We start from the raw sequence: 12,796 nt of genomic DNA, 5'->3' as shown, positions 1-12,796 counted from the left end.
ACTATTGATTCCATGGGACAATTTCAGGCCGGATTCTGATTAATTAGGGAACAATGACACACGAGATGAGAAGCGCCTGCTACGTCTGCAGAAGCAACTGAGCAAATACAGCCTGCTGATCATCGATGAGTTGGGATATGTGCCGCTGTCACAAACCGGCGCTGAGCTGCTGTTTGAGGTCTTCTCGCAACGCTACGAGCGAGGATCAACTATCGTGACGTCCAACCTGCCGTTCGATGAATGGACCAGCACCTTCGGGTCTGAGCGCCTCACAGGCGCGCTTCTCGACCGGTTGACCCACCACGTCCACATCCTCGAAATGAACGGTGAAAGCTACCGCCTCAAACACAGCCGTCAATCGGGCAGAGCCTAAACTACAATCCCCGCACCCCGGCCCGGTTTGACCACAGCCCCGCACAGCTTCGTTGCTCTGTGGGGGCACTCCGCCGTGCGGGCCTATGGACAAACCTAAACCCAACGAAGTGGCGCAGTTTTACTCCGGCCAAACCCAGAAAAGTGGCGCACTTTTGCTCCGGCGATTGGTGCAGTCTTAGTCCGGCGTTGACAGATTGCGCCGTTGAAATGGCCGGAGCGGCAGATCGGTGGGCGAGCCTGCTGCGGATGTGGTGGCAATCGCCTCGCCCTGCGCCACCAGACGTGCGGTTGCCGTCAGCAACCCTGCGCGCTGGACCTGCCAGCTGAGCTGATCCAGCACGCAGCCGGTATACATCGCATAGCGCGGCACCGCGGGCATGGCGATCTCGATCGACATCGAGGGAAGCGTCCATGATCCCGACCGGAACTCGTGGGTCCATGGGCCAATCCCGGTGGTGATCGGATCACCGAACGCCGTCTTGAGCCAGAACCCGAAGCCTGCGGCATCGATCGGCACCACGACATTGTCATCCGCCGTCACCGCGTCCTTGATCGGGGCAAGCGGATCGCGGCCATAGCCCAAGAGTTCTGAGTTCAGAAGCGCCTGTTCAGATCCGAGCGAGGTGCTTGCAACGGCATCCTGGTGAAGCCGCCAACCGACGGGGTGCCGTAAACTATCTCAAAGCCGAGCGCCATCTGCGCCCGCGCGCCTTGCGCATGTGCCATAGGGGTCTCCTTATATCGTTGTTTAAGGGTCTTGCGACGTTCGCCGCTTGTCCTGAGTTATTTGGTCTCTCTCGGTCAGGCACCGCCGATCGGAGCGTTCGGACCCCTATCCAATTGAGTCTGGCACCCTTAAACCGGTAACTTACCGCGATAATCACTCACTCTGCCGCATGCAAAGGAATGGCTATGCAACTCACCCGGCTCATCTACGCATCAACCCACGAAGGCATGGTGTTCGAGGCTATCGATCAGATCCTGCAGAAATCCCGCGTCAGTAATGAGCGTGACGGCATTACCGGCGCATTGATTGTTGGCGAGCGGAGCTTCTTGCAGCTTCTGGAGGGAGACCGGACGGCCGTTGCCAAATGTTTCATGCGCATTGTGCTGGATGATCGACATCGCGACATTCAGATTCTCTGTGCCGGGGATGCCAAGGACCGCTTTTTCCACGAATGGACCATGCATCTGATCAAGGCCTCCCGCATCAAGGAAGAGATCCTGTCGCGCTATCTGATCGACGGCGCGTTTGATCCGGTAAGGATGTCCGAGTTCGCGATCAGGGATCTGTGCCGGACGTTGTCCGCAGGTGACTGGGATAAGCTGGCAGCCTGACATTCGGGCAGGCCTTGTCGGCGCACAGAGCCTTTACATCTGCGCGCGCCTCCGCGCTCTCACCCGGACAGCGGATCGCTCAGTGAATAGTGAAGGACGACCGCAATTGCGGCCGCCTTTAGGATGGCCGCGCCTTCGACAGGCAGATCTGCCGGCTGTGGCGCCTCGGCCTCGACCCAGTCACAGAGGCCTCCCAGCGTACGATCGGCGACGAGTGCGGTGCCAATACTGGCGGTCAGCGTGTCGAAGGCACTGGCACGCTCGGTTCCGGACTGGAAGACGACCTCGAGCTCGGCCCGGTGTTGATGGTGATAGCGCGGCGGCGACAACGTCACCTCGGGTTCGCCCGGTTGGCCGTCGCGCAGAACAAGGGCGGCAAGGGACTGCAACCGCGCATGCAGCGCGGCGAGGACGGTTTCGCGGGTGGTGGGCATTTGCTATTCGATTATTGGAGCCATTGCAGACCGCTGCAAAAAGCCCGAGTCGGGCTATTTATTTTTTCTCGGATGCTGCATCCGCAGTCGGCAGGTCGCAGCCAACTCTTGTTAGTATTTACAGTTTTTCACCTTCACTGACGAGTTACGAACGAGTTTCTCCGTTAATCATCCAGTTTGCCACAGAGTCGGGGCGACAAGGACGGTTCCAGTGGTCATTGCCATCGAACGGGCATACAGGTGATCTGAGCTTTATCCATTATACAGGACACGCAACCATGAACCGCAACACTTTGTACTTGCTTATTGGCCTGCTCGTTGTCGGTCTCGTTGTTGTTGGCTACTTGTACTATCAAGAAAGCCAAAGCGGCGTTCAAATCAAGATCGGAGATCAAGGTATTTCGATCGATGGAAATTAGGCAGTCTAAGCTGGGCGATGTATGCTCTGCTGTCCGCGATGCGTGAATAGCCGGTTCGGGGTTACCGAAATCCATAGCAGGCTGGCGACCGCTTTACGCCGTGAGTGACGGTCGCCGCTGCGAAGTGATCGCATGTAGCAAGTGGTGGCCCCTCCGCATTGCCGCCGCTTCGGTCAGTCTGCGCAACGCCTGCGGCTAACGACCGGACCATCCCGCGGTGCAGCCATCAGCCTATCTGTCCCTCCACCCACTTCGCCACGATCCGCCTCGGCACGCCGTCCGCCGCCCGGTCGGCATCCCGCGCCAGATCCAACCGCTTGCGCAGCTTGACCTGCGGCACCAGCAGGAAGATCGGCACGGTGGTCAACCCGCGCCCGGTTTTCGAGCGGGACGCCACCGCGCGGCCCCTGGTGTTCAGGCGCCCTTCGGCGACCAGCAGGCTGGGTCCACGGCGACGAAAGACAAAGCGCAGGCGAAGCCCGGTGCGGCGCTCCCATTCACCGGGGGTGATGCGACCGCCTTTGCTGCTCTTGTCTGCAGCCGGTGTTGGGATCGCCAGCCAGAACCCGTCTTTCGACCGGATCAGCGGACCGGTGTCATGCGCGCCGATGATCACCGGGGCCTTGGACCAGACCAGCGCCGCCGCGTTCAGGCTGTCGCCGGATTTCGGGAAGCTGGCCAGACGGATGCTGTTGCCGAGCCACGTGCCCAGCCCCGCGCCCGTGATCTGGCCCCGCCAGGCGGATTTCAGGGAGGTGCCCGCCTCTCGCATGGCGGCGGACACCGCCTTTTCCCCGGCGGCGATTTCGGCCTGCATCAGGGCCGCAATGTCGGGACGGATGTCGAGTTTGAGCTTCATCACCGTTGTCGCTGAAAAGGCTTCCGCGCGGCCGGGAATCGCCGGAAATGGCGCGAAGGTGCTATCTGGACGGTTGGTAATGTGAGATAAGAGGCAAACTGGCTGTGAGATGAGAACATCAGCGATCTCGCCATTGAGGCCAAGCGCCGATCGTTCGTTTCTGATAGTGCCAGAGTGACAGGGTTGTTGCCGCATGATGCGGCGCTCCTGCGGTACGTTTCATCCGGATTTCTCGGATGGGCGTGCGAAGAATGGGAAGGACCCAAGATGGCTCTCGAAAGTCTATTCGTTATACTCCTCGTTGGCGCCGTGGCCGGTTGGCTCGCAGGGCTGATCGTCAAAGGCTACGGCTATGGCCTGCTGGGCAATATCGTGATCGGCATTGTTGGCGCGTTTGTGGCTGGCCTCATTCTGCCAAGACTGGGGCTCAGTGTTGGCAGCGGAATTGCCGGTGCCATCATTCATGCCACGGTTGGTGCGGTGATCCTGCTATTCCTGATCCGCCTGGTCAAACGCGCCTGAAGCAGGATCCGGGTGACGACGGTAGCGCGCTGCGGGATCGACTCCACGCAACGCGGACCCGTCCGTAGCAGCCACTCAGGCACTGGGTCGCAAGTCCAGCAACCAGATCAGGCGTTCGCGGTCACGGATTGGCTCTCCCTGAATGGTGAAGCTGTCGGCCCCGATCACGATTAGATCGCCCGTGCGGGGGTGTCACTGGGGAGTGGAAAAGTTCTGGGGGTTCAGAGCGCGAGCAACCTATTCTCTTGCTGTGATGACAGGAGGGTTGACGATGAAAGTACAGATCAGGATCGAGACGGAATTCGGCTGGTGCGAGCGTCGGGTCCATGAAATCAGTATTCTGGAGCGGAGTTTGACGGAGGCTTCCGCGGAAGATCTCGGGTTAAGCCTTGCCGAAGGGAAGGTAATCCTGAGAGAGATCCAAAGGGCAGTTCTGCAAGATCAGGTAGAGGAAATCAGTGAGATCGAACGGGTTTGCCCGACCTGTCAAACCTATTTGCCCATCCATGACCGCCGTTCACGTCGGATCGATACTCTGTTCGGCCGTGTAACCGTCCATGCACCACGGGTCCGCATCTGCATGTGCCGTTTCCTGGGTTTTCCAGAATGCACTGCGGCATTCTCGCCGCTCACGCGGGTAATCCCGGGACAGGCGACGCCGGAGCTTTACAAGCTGCAGGCCGATCTGGCCGCGCGCCATAGCTTTCGTGAAGCTGCGCGCCTTTTGAACGCGCTAACACCATGCGCCAGACAGAACCACACGACAATCCGCAACCGTCTTGCCTCTGTCGCGGATGGCTTGGAAACCCAGTGTGCCGAAATTCAAAAGGCCCTGGAAGTTCAACCTGATAGATCCGAGATGACAGTATTTCTGGATAGCGCCTATGTCCGCTCAAGACCCGAATATCAAAGGCGGAACTTTGAAGTCGTTGTCGGATCAATCGAGAGCAAAACAGGCAGCAAACGCCGCTTTGGATTGAGTCTGGCCGGGGCAGACCATCCCTTGGAATGCCTAAAGTCCAATCTCAAAGCCGCTGGCTGGAGGCCGGGTGCAGCTGTCACGGTGTTGTCTGATGGCGATCCCGCCCTTCCGCGTCTTGTGCGAAACGCAACCAATGGAAACGTCAAACACATCCTCGACTGGTGGCACATATCCGCCCGCATCAGGCATGTGGAGACAACGTTTTACACCCTGCTGTCGCGGATTGAAAACAGTGGGACTTCCGATGTCGAGGCGCTTGTGGAACGTCTACGATGGCGCATATGGCATGGGCAGACGCAACGCGCGCTGGAAGAACTCGGAATCCTATTCCGATATGCCATGCAGGCTCGCGAATGCACCGCTGGGGAAATAAGTGAAGCAGCGCTGTCGGCAGCGGCTCGAACGATGGACCTCCAGACCTACTTGTTGCACAAACTGTCCGCCCTTGTTGACTACGGGCGCCGGAGGCGGCAAGGAAAAGCAGTCTCGACATCCCGGGCCGAAGGCTTGGTCAACGAAATCGCCAATGTCCGAATGGGGAAGAAGCAGCGAATGCGGTGGTCACCAAGGGGAGCCCACAGGGTCGCTACGGTCAGAGCGGCCGTGCTGGACGGAAGACTGTCAGCCCGACACCTCAATGCAGCTTGAACCCCAGATGCTTTCCACTCCCATTAACGATACGATACAAAATTAAAATTAAGGGTACAAATCACCATTGATTCCATGGGACAATTTCAGGCCGGATTCTGATTAATTAGGGAACAATGACAGATAACGTAGCACATCGGGAAAAAGCGCTGCCAAGAGGTTATGACCACACGCGCAGCCTTCAAATTGCGTAGCGGGTGGCATAACCGGGTCCCAGGTCTCAACCGTGGTTTTGGAGAACCACACCGCTGAGGAGACCGGCTGACCGCCACCTATTCTACCTCTTCGACCGTGCTGGTCGCTATAGACACTTCCAAACACCGCCATGAAGTGCTGATCGGCATCCCGGCAAGAAGCGCAGCCGACGTTTGACAGTGAGAACACGTTGGAAGATTTCCAGCGGCTGTCTGCAGCGCTCGCCAGCTACGATCAGCCGGTGCGGATTGGCTTCGAGGCGACCGGCGCCTGTCATACCCGGCTGATCGAGCACTTCTCAAACTGAGCAGCAATCAGTCTGATATTTTAAACAACACCGCAGATTGCTACCGCATACTTCGAATCAATTTACATCGAGCGTTCATTTAAGAAGGGAACGTGCCATGGCTGAGCCTTCTACAAGGGCTGACAGTTTTGCCTTGGTTAGATCGATCGGAAGGTACTTCATCCCGCAATCCGGTGCCGCCACTATGTTGGCGGCCGGGATGCGCTCTGCCGCGGCGACGAGCCTGTCGCAGACCTCTTCGGGGGTTTCTGACGTCTCGCGACCGAGGTCGAGCGCGCCGATCAGGAAGTCCTTTTTCATGCCCTCGATCAGCGACAGATCCAGGCCCGGCTGTGCGACCTCGATCGACAGTTCGTCGGCGGTGCACTCTTCCAGTTCGCGCAGGAACGAATAGCCTTGGGGCTTGGCCCGGTCCATGATGTAGGCATAACCGAAGCACATGTGGATCACTGTGCGTCCCGCCGCGCCTTGAAGGGCACGATTGATGGCCGGGATGGCAAAGGCGCGGGCCGCTTCGGGTTCGGCCTGCATGTAGGGTTCATCCAGCTGCACGATGTCGACGCCTGCGGCAAATATGTCGGCGATCTCCTCGCGCAGTACGTCGGCATAGGCCATGGCGAGTGCTGCTTCGTCCTCGTAATGCTGGTTGAGGGCCTGCATTGTCATAGTGAAGGGACCCGGCAGGGTCATTTTGGTGAGCCGCTTGCTATTCTGCCGCAGGAAGGCAGCTTCGCGGGCCATTACCGGTTCGCGGCGCTGAATGGGCCCCACGACGCGCGGCACCACCATGGGGCGGCCGCTGCGGCCCGTCTTGGTGCCGGGGTTGTCGAGGTCGAGACCGTTTAGAGACGTAGCGAGATGGTTGGAATAGCTTTCGCGGCGCACCTCGCCGTCAGTGATGATATCAAGCCCAATCTCTTCCTGGTCGAGAATCGCCAGCCGCGTGGCGGCATCCTGGGCCTCGGCCAAGTCGGCCTCGGCCATTTTCCAGAGTGACGTGTCGCGGACGCGCGGCGGCCCCTTGGATCGGAGTTTTTCGCGGTCAATCAGCCAGTCTGGTTGCGGGTAGCTGCCTACGAGGCTAGTCGGGAATCGCGTGTCATACATGGGATTTTTCCTGTAGTTCGGGCCGTCGTGGCGTCAGGCGAGGGCGCTGATTTCTTCGGTGATGTCGTGAACGTGGCCATTTTCGATGGGCATGCAGCGGGCCGGAAAATCCTGAACGAATTCGACGTCCAACTCCTGAGCCCGGTCGCAGAATCGGCCCAGCACGTCGAGCTGTGGAGCAATGAAACGGTCGTGAAGCACGAGGACGGTCCAGTCGTCACGGTCGAGCGCCTCGAATGCGCCTAAGGTCCAATGGGTGTGCGGCGGTCTCCAGTCACCGGGGGCGGAGGTCCAGGTGACAACGGTGTAGTTGTTGCATCTCAGGTAGTCCACAGCCTCGGGACAGAGCAGGTGCTGGCCCATGGCTCCGCTGCCGTTGGGTCGGAAGAACTTGCGCGGATGGGCCAGCTCGCCGAGCGCCTCCTGTGCCGCGCCGATCTCTTCGGCGTAGCGGGCGCGGCCATCCTCGTTGCCCAGAGGTGCGCCATGGGTCATGGTGTGGTTGCCGATCCAGTGTCCCTCGGCGCGGGCTCTTTCGGCAAGTCCACGTGCGGCGGATTCCTCGAGCTGCCGGCCTACGACGAAGAACGTCGCCTTGAGATTCCGCGCGGCGAGAAAATCGAGCAGTTGTTCGGTCGCGCCGGGCCACGGGCCGTTGTCGAAGGTCAGAGTCAGTCGCTTTGGCATTATTGCGCGCCTTGCTCTACTTCCATGATCGCCTGCCGCAGCAGCTTGCCGGTGCGATTGTAGTGGGTCATCAGACGCTCGACCGCGAGGTCGGCGTTTCGCGCGAGCGCTGCTTCGGCGATGCCGTCATGTTCATCTGAGAGGTCACGCGGCGCGCGCCCGCCACCGCAGCGGGACAGATGACGGTAGCGGCTGTTTTCATCGAAGAACTGACTGCAGAGGCGCAATAGCGTGCCCGAGCCAGAGCCCGCGTTCAGCGCCAAGTGAAACTGGCGGTGGTGGCGTTCCCACTGGGGGTCGTAGCGGTCCGACGGCGCGATGGCGCGCAGCCTGTATTTGGCCAACACGATGCCCTCTTCCCAGTTGGGACCGCCGCGCTCAATGGACAGGCGCAAGGCGCGCTCCTCTACGCAGGAGCGCACGTAAAGCAGTTCGTCGAATTCCTGGCTGCTGATCCCGGCCACGCGAAAGCCGCGTTGGTCCTCTCGCACGACGAGGCCGTCCGAGACGAGCGAGCTGAGTGCCTCGCGCACAGGGGTGGCGCCAACGCCGATTTCGCGCGAGAGATGCTCGATCTTGAGCTTGGCTCCCGGCTTCAGCTTGCCGCTGATCACGTCATCGCGGATTCGCATGTGGGTTTCGCTGGTTCGCGAGCGGAACTCGCCACCGGATTCCGAAGACTTTTGGGCCATTGTCATTTGGCTGTATTCTCCCGCATTCGGTCTTACACGGTGACCTTCTCGGCGACGACAGGATTGCGGATCGTTCCGATGCCTTCAATCTCGACCTCGACCGTGTCACCGTCTCGCATCCATACTTGCGGTCTGCGCGCATGGCCAACCCCAGCGGGCGTGCCCATAGCGATCAGGTCGCCGGGTTCGAGCGTCATTATTTCTGATAGGATCTCGACCGTGCGGAAAGCACCGAAAATCATCTGGTCGGTGTTGGAGTCTTGCATGACGTTGCCGTTAAGGCGCGTCTGGATCTTCAGTCCGCTGGCTTGGTCTGGAAGATCGTCAGCGGTGACGATGCAGGGGCCAAGCGCGCCTGTGCCGTCGAAATTCTTGCCCGCAGTCCATTGCGCGGTGAGACGCTGGTAATGACGGACGCTGCCGTCATTGAAAGCAGTGTAGCCAAATATCACTGAAGCGGCTTCGGCGGCCGAGACGTGACGGCCGCTGCGGCCGATGACAATGGTGAGTTCTGCCTCGTAATCGAGCTGTTCAGAGCATTCCGGCAGGATCATCGGATCCTGCGGACCGATCATGGAACTGGACGCTCGAAGGAAAAGCGCGGGGTACTCGGGCACGGCGTGCCCGCCTTCCTTGGCATGATCGGCGTAGTTAAGGCCCAAGCAGACAATTTTGCCCGGGTCGGGCATCGGTGTTAACAGCTTGCAGTCCGCAAGAGGTCTGCGCGCCGCGCCGGGCTGGGCCAGGCGGTCGGCCAAGGTGGCGTGCACATCGGCCTCCGCACCGATCAGGGCACGCATTGTCTTGGGCGCATCGGGCCAAGCGGCTTCGATATCGACGATGTCCGAATCGATCATGGCGCCCAGTCGGGCCTGACCATCTTTTTTATACCTGACGTAGCGCATCGTACCTCGCTTGCGTGTGTTCGTTCAAATACTGGTGTCGAGTGTTGAGTCTACTATTATCGATAAAACTTTAATCCTCAAGGCAAAAGAAAGAATATCGATTTTTATTGACAGAGTGACCAGTGGTTATAATGATCGGCTGCAGCAGCAGGGGGCATGTCGTGTTCCTGCGGGCCAATTCAGGCGCACGCCTTGTGCGCTGCTAAGAAAGCGCGCGCCAACTGGTACGCGAGGGAGATAATATCATGACTTCAATTCGCAATATTCTGGCGGTCTCGCTGACCGCAACTCTGGGCTTGGCAGGAGGCGCGTTCGCACAGTCTTTCCCTGATAAGCCTATCACAATGATCGTGCCTTTCGCTGCCGGAACTTCGACCGATACGGTCAGTCGGCTGATCGCCGAGGGCATGTCGGAGGAGCTGGGTCAGACCGTAGTGGTGGAGAACCGCGCGGGGGCTGGTGGCAGTGTCGGCACCCAGGACGTGGTGAGCGCCGACTCGGATGGCTACACCATCGCCATGGGCACGGTGGGCACGCTGGCGATCAACAAATCGATCTTTCCCGAGCTGCCCTACGACCCCGAAAGCGACGTGACCCCGATCGCCTTTGTTGGTTACACGCCGACGCTGCTGGTTGTAGGGGCCGATACCGAGTTCGAGACGCTGGACGACCTGGTCGAGGCGGCCAAGGCGGACGAGGGTGTCACCTTTGCCTCGACTGGCAATGGCACGTCAACGCACTTGGCTGGCGAACTGCTGAAGACGCTGAGCGATACGAATATGATCCACGTGCCGTTCGGGTCCGGCGCTGTAGGATTGGCGGCGGTGATGTCGGGCGAGGTGGATTTCATGTTCAACCATCCGGTATCAGCCAAGCAGAACGTGGACGCGGGCAAGCTGCGGGCGCTGGGCGTTAGCGGTGCCGCCGGTTCGGAAGTGGCGCCCGAAGTGCCGCCAATTAATGAAAGCTTCGAGGGCTTCGATCTGATCGCCTGGTGGCTGATGCACGGGCCTGCGGACATGCCTGCCGACGTGGCCGAGGCGCTCAACAACGCGGTGACGACCGCCATCGCGTCGGACGCGGTGACGGACTATTTCGCCAAGAGTGGCATTTCCAAGGGCGACATGGCCTTTGGCGAGCTCAACGCCTTCATTTCCTCGGAAGTGAAGAAATGGGGTGACATCGCCAACGCGGCCAACGCACAAGCTGACTAACGCGATTGCAGCGGCAAGGACCGGGGGCTGCGGGTGATCAGCGCGGCGCCCGGTCTTGCCATCTTGACCGGCACATGGAGTTCCGCGGAATGCTACGCAAACGCAATGTTGCGCACGATGCCTTCTGCATCGTGATTATTGGCTTCGGTCTTTTCGTAATCTATGGCGGAATCGAGCTGTCCATCGGCACGATGCGCCGGATCGGGCCGGGTTTCTTCCCCTTGGGACTTGGTGGGCTAATGGTCCTGCTGGGTATTGGCCTGTTGTTCGAGCGACAGGAGGAGACAGAGGAAGACACGCGAAACCTGCGCGGTCTTTTCTGCGTGTCGTTGGCGCTAGCGTCGTTTGCCGGCCTCCTAGAGACGATCGGACTGTTCCCGGCCACGATGGCGATGGTCCTGCTGGTCGTGGCCGCCGAGCCCGACCGCATAACGCCACTGACCGTTGCGGGGATCATCGCGGGGCTGTGGGCGGTGGGATATTTCCTGTTCGTCGCGGTCCTGCGGTTGCCGCTGGAGCCGGTTTCTTCCGACATCTGGCCGGTGTTTTAGACATGGAGTTGCTGTCAAATATCGCGCTGGGCTTTGAGACGGCCTTCACCGCGGAGGCGCTTTTCTACTGCTTTCTAGGCTGTTGCATTGGGACTTTCGTGGGGGCGCTTCCGGGGATTGGACCGATGGTCACGATTTCAGTCGCGCTGCCGCTGACCTTCGGGCTAGACCCGACCGTGGCGCTGATCATGCTGGCCGGCATCTTCTACGGTGCGCAATATGGTGGGTCGATCTCATCGATCCTGCTGAACCTGCCGGGCACCGCCTCGACCGCGGTGACTGCGCTTGATGGTTATCCGCTGGCGCAGTCGGGACGGGCGGGTTTCGCGCTGTTCATCAACGCGGTGGCATCTTTCTGTGGCAGTTCAATTTCGATCCTTGTGGTCATGGCCTTTGCACCCGCGATCGCCGAGATCGCGTTGCGATTCAATTCCACTGAATACTTCGCGGTGATGGTTTTGGGGCTCGTGGCGGCCTGCACGATCGGGGGTGGATCGCCGCTGAAATCGCTGATCATGGTGGTGTTCGGCCTGATCCTAGGGATCGTAGGTATGGACATCAATTCTGGTGCGATGCGCTATACCTTCGGGTTTCTGGAACTGACGGACGGGATCAGCCTGATCTCGGTTGCAATGGGTATGTTCGGAGTCGCCGAGATCGTACGCAAGATGGCGAGCCCGTCTACGGACGGGTCCCGAAGCATGGTGCGGGACCTGTCGCTGGGATCCATGCTGCCCAGCCGAAAGGACCTATCGCGGCTGTGGCTGCCGACGTTGCGCGGCACCGCAGTGGGCTCAATGATCGGGGCGCTGCCCGGCGCAGGCCCGACGGTAGCGGCGTTCATGGCCTATGCCACCGAGAAGAAGATCGCGCGCGACCCTGCCCGGTTCGGTCGGGGTGCGCCCGAGGGCGTAGCCGCGCCCGAGGCGGCCAACAACGCCGCGGTGCAGGCGGCCTTCATACCGACTTTGAGCCTGGGGATTCCCGGCGACGTGGTCATGGCGATCCTGCTGGGCGCAATGATCATGCACGGGGTGGTGCCGGGGCCACAATTCATCTCGAACGAGCCGGCGATGTTCTGGGGGCTGCTGGTCAGTTTCTGGCTGGGCAACCTGATCCTGCTTTTCCTGAACTTGCCGCTGATCGGCCTCTTGGTGAAGATCATAACCGTGCCGGGGCGAATCCTGCACCCGGTGGTGATCTTCTTCATCTGCCTGGGTTCCTACAGCGTGGCCAACAACGTTTTCGACGTGTTCGTGACGCTGATCTTTGGCATGTTGGGGTACCTGCTGATGCGGCGGGGGTTCCACCCCGCGCCGGTGCTGCTGGGGTTCATCCTGGGCCCGATGATGGAAGAGAACTTGCGCCGGTCGCTGGTGATCGCGCGCGGCGATCCCTCGGTCTTCCTGGAGCGTCCGGCAAGCGCGGTTATGCTGGGGCTAGCGGTCTTGCTGATACTTTTGCCGCTGAGAAAGCCCGTGATCCGCATGCTGAATAGGAAGCCGGGCTAGAACACTATCCGAAACTCCAACGCAGCTCCAATCTCAAGCGCGTTCGGTCT

Annotated in this window: 13 protein-coding genes and 4 pseudogenes; 9 read left to right on the top strand and 8 right to left on the bottom strand. The window is 60.0% G+C overall.

The features are described 5' to 3' along the window. Window positions 1-55: 55 nt before the first annotated feature. A pseudogene (locus ROSMUC_RS17720) lies at window positions 56-373 on the top strand (ATP-binding protein); the annotation flags it as partial. A gap of 193 nt (window positions 374-566) precedes the next feature. Here the strand turns inward: ROSMUC_RS17720 and ROSMUC_RS17715 are convergent. Next, window positions 567-1,101 (bottom strand): annotated as a pseudogene (locus ROSMUC_RS17715) (phage tail tube protein); the annotation flags it as partial. A gap of 186 nt (window positions 1,102-1,287) precedes the next feature. Here ROSMUC_RS17715 and ROSMUC_RS17710 point away from each other — a divergent pair. Further along, window positions 1,288-1,713, top strand: a complete 426-nt coding sequence (locus ROSMUC_RS17710; RefSeq protein ID WP_052115440.1) for a BLUF domain-containing protein — start codon at window positions 1,288-1,290, stop codon at window positions 1,711-1,713. A 59-nt stretch (window positions 1,714-1,772) separates the two neighbouring features. Here the strand turns inward: ROSMUC_RS17710 and ROSMUC_RS17705 are convergent, their stop codons facing one another. Beyond that, the gene (locus tag ROSMUC_RS17705; RefSeq protein ID WP_037275790.1) at window positions 1,773-2,147 is read right to left on the bottom strand and encodes a hypothetical protein; all 375 of its coding nucleotides are present in this window, start codon (window positions 2,145-2,147) and stop codon (window positions 1,773-1,775) included. A 278-nt stretch (window positions 2,148-2,425) separates the two neighbouring features. Between ROSMUC_RS17705 and ROSMUC_RS21125 the strand changes: the two genes are divergently transcribed. Beyond that, window positions 2,426-2,566: a hypothetical protein gene (locus ROSMUC_RS21125; RefSeq protein WP_170062590.1), complete on the top strand. Its 141-nt coding sequence runs from the start codon at window positions 2,426-2,428 to the stop codon at window positions 2,564-2,566. 226 nt (window positions 2,567-2,792) lie between these two features. Here ROSMUC_RS21125 and ROSMUC_RS17700 read toward each other — a convergent pair whose 3' ends face one another. After that, window positions 2,793-3,425, bottom strand: coding sequence for a DUF6441 family protein (locus ROSMUC_RS17700; protein ID WP_037275787.1), 633 nt, complete (start codon window positions 3,423-3,425; stop codon window positions 2,793-2,795). A gap of 267 nt (window positions 3,426-3,692) precedes the next feature. Here ROSMUC_RS17700 and ROSMUC_RS17695 point away from each other — a divergent pair, with 267 nt between their 5' ends. After that, window positions 3,693-3,947: a GlsB/YeaQ/YmgE family stress response membrane protein gene (locus ROSMUC_RS17695; RefSeq protein WP_037275784.1), complete on the top strand. Its 255-nt coding sequence runs from the start codon at window positions 3,693-3,695 to the stop codon at window positions 3,945-3,947. A gap of 75 nt (window positions 3,948-4,022) precedes the next feature. Here ROSMUC_RS17695 and ROSMUC_RS21775 read toward each other — a convergent pair. Then, a pseudogene (locus tag ROSMUC_RS21775) lies at window positions 4,023-4,136 on the bottom strand (head-tail joining protein); the annotation flags it as partial. 82 nt (window positions 4,137-4,218) lie between these two features. Between ROSMUC_RS21775 and ROSMUC_RS17690 the strand changes: the two are divergent. Together ROSMUC_RS17690 and ROSMUC_RS17685 are read left to right on the top strand one after the other, a co-directional pair. Then, window positions 4,219-5,577: an ISKra4 family transposase gene (locus ROSMUC_RS17690; protein ID WP_037275819.1), complete on the top strand. Its 1,359-nt coding sequence runs from the start codon at window positions 4,219-4,221 to the stop codon at window positions 5,575-5,577. Window positions 5,578-5,838: 261 nt separating this feature from the next. Then, a pseudogene (locus ROSMUC_RS17685) lies at window positions 5,839-6,067 on the top strand (IS110 family transposase); the annotation flags it as partial. A gap of 87 nt (window positions 6,068-6,154) precedes the next feature. On the opposite strand, the gene ROSMUC_RS17680 reads toward ROSMUC_RS17685, so the two are convergent. The 4 genes from ROSMUC_RS17680 to ROSMUC_RS17665 are packed head-to-tail and all read right to left on the bottom strand — an operon-like array spanning window position 6,155 to window position 9,470. Next, window positions 6,155-7,186: a 5-methyltetrahydropteroyltriglutamate--homocysteine methyltransferase gene (locus tag ROSMUC_RS17680; RefSeq protein ID WP_037275782.1), complete on the bottom strand. Its 1,032-nt coding sequence runs from the start codon at window positions 7,184-7,186 to the stop codon at window positions 6,155-6,157. A gap of 33 nt (window positions 7,187-7,219) precedes the next feature. After that, window positions 7,220-7,873 (bottom strand): polysaccharide deacetylase family protein, encoded by a 654-nt coding sequence (locus tag ROSMUC_RS17675; RefSeq protein ID WP_037275780.1) that lies wholly within the window; start codon window positions 7,871-7,873, stop codon window positions 7,220-7,222. Beyond that, entirely contained in the window at window positions 7,873-8,571 is a 699-nt protein-coding gene (locus ROSMUC_RS17670; protein ID WP_037275778.1) for a GntR family transcriptional regulator, read from the bottom strand. Before ROSMUC_RS17670 ends, ROSMUC_RS17675 begins: the two co-directional genes overlap by 1 nt. A 26-nt stretch (window positions 8,572-8,597) precedes the next feature. Continuing rightward, window positions 8,598-9,470, bottom strand: coding sequence for a fumarylacetoacetate hydrolase family protein (locus ROSMUC_RS17665; RefSeq protein WP_037275776.1), 873 nt, complete (start codon window positions 9,468-9,470; stop codon window positions 8,598-8,600). 245 nt (window positions 9,471-9,715) lie between these two features. On the opposite strand from ROSMUC_RS17665, the gene ROSMUC_RS17660 reads away from it, so the two are divergent. The 3 genes from ROSMUC_RS17660 to ROSMUC_RS17650 all read left to right on the top strand — a co-directional run bounded on the left by ROSMUC_RS17660 (window position 9,716) and on the right by ROSMUC_RS17650 (window position 12,746). Then, the gene (locus ROSMUC_RS17660) at window positions 9,716-10,684 is read left to right on the top strand and encodes a Bug family tripartite tricarboxylate transporter substrate binding protein (protein ID WP_037275774.1); all 969 of its coding nucleotides are present in this window, start codon (window positions 9,716-9,718) and stop codon (window positions 10,682-10,684) included. Between the two features lie 89 nt (window positions 10,685-10,773). Next, the gene (locus ROSMUC_RS17655; protein ID WP_037275772.1) at window positions 10,774-11,235 is read left to right on the top strand and encodes a tripartite tricarboxylate transporter TctB family protein; all 462 of its coding nucleotides are present in this window, start codon (window positions 10,774-10,776) and stop codon (window positions 11,233-11,235) included. A 2-nt stretch (window positions 11,236-11,237) separates the two neighbouring features. Beyond that, window positions 11,238-12,746 carry a tripartite tricarboxylate transporter permease gene (locus tag ROSMUC_RS17650; protein WP_037275770.1) on the top strand — a complete coding sequence of 503 codons (1,509 nt, stop codon included), beginning with the start codon at window positions 11,238-11,240 and terminating at the stop codon, window positions 12,744-12,746. Window positions 12,747-12,796: the final 50 nt, after the last annotated feature.

The organism is Roseovarius mucosus DSM 17069 (assembly GCF_000768555.3).
GTDB lineage: Bacteria > Pseudomonadota > Alphaproteobacteria > Rhodobacterales > Rhodobacteraceae > Roseovarius > Roseovarius mucosus.
Note: the sequence above shows the minus strand (reverse complement) of the source record. Positions and strands in the feature narration are given on the sequence as shown.

Excerpts from the sequence above, each read along its gene's own strand:
- ROSMUC_RS17710 (WP_052115440.1), top strand. The coding sequence starts at position 1,288 with ATGCAACTCACCCGGCTCATCTACGCATCAACCCACGAAGGCATGGTG.
- ROSMUC_RS17705 (WP_037275790.1), bottom strand. The coding sequence starts at position 2,147 with ATGCCCACCACCCGCGAAACCGTCCTCGCCGCGCTGCATGCGCGGTTG.
- ROSMUC_RS21125 (WP_170062590.1), top strand. The coding sequence starts at position 2,426 with ATGAACCGCAACACTTTGTACTTGCTTATTGGCCTGCTCGTTGTCGGT.
- ROSMUC_RS17700 (WP_037275787.1), bottom strand. The coding sequence starts at position 3,425 with ATGAAGCTCAAACTCGACATCCGTCCCGACATTGCGGCCCTGATGCAG.
- ROSMUC_RS17695 (WP_037275784.1), top strand. The coding sequence starts at position 3,693 with ATGGCTCTCGAAAGTCTATTCGTTATACTCCTCGTTGGCGCCGTGGCC.
- ROSMUC_RS17690 (WP_037275819.1), top strand. The coding sequence starts at position 4,219 with ATGAAAGTACAGATCAGGATCGAGACGGAATTCGGCTGGTGCGAGCGT.
- ROSMUC_RS17680 (WP_037275782.1), bottom strand. The coding sequence starts at position 7,186 with ATGTATGACACGCGATTCCCGACTAGCCTCGTAGGCAGCTACCCGCAA.
- ROSMUC_RS17675 (WP_037275780.1), bottom strand. The coding sequence starts at position 7,873 with ATGCCAAAGCGACTGACTCTGACCTTCGACAACGGCCCGTGGCCCGGC.
- ROSMUC_RS17670 (WP_037275778.1), bottom strand. The coding sequence starts at position 8,571 with ATGACAATGGCCCAAAAGTCTTCGGAATCCGGTGGCGAGTTCCGCTCG.
- ROSMUC_RS17665 (WP_037275776.1), bottom strand. The coding sequence starts at position 9,470 with ATGCGCTACGTCAGGTATAAAAAAGATGGTCAGGCCCGACTGGGCGCC.
- ROSMUC_RS17660 (WP_037275774.1), top strand. The coding sequence starts at position 9,716 with ATGACTTCAATTCGCAATATTCTGGCGGTCTCGCTGACCGCAACTCTG.
- ROSMUC_RS17655 (WP_037275772.1), top strand. The coding sequence starts at position 10,774 with ATGCTACGCAAACGCAATGTTGCGCACGATGCCTTCTGCATCGTGATT.
- ROSMUC_RS17650 (WP_037275770.1), top strand. The coding sequence starts at position 11,238 with ATGGAGTTGCTGTCAAATATCGCGCTGGGCTTTGAGACGGCCTTCACC.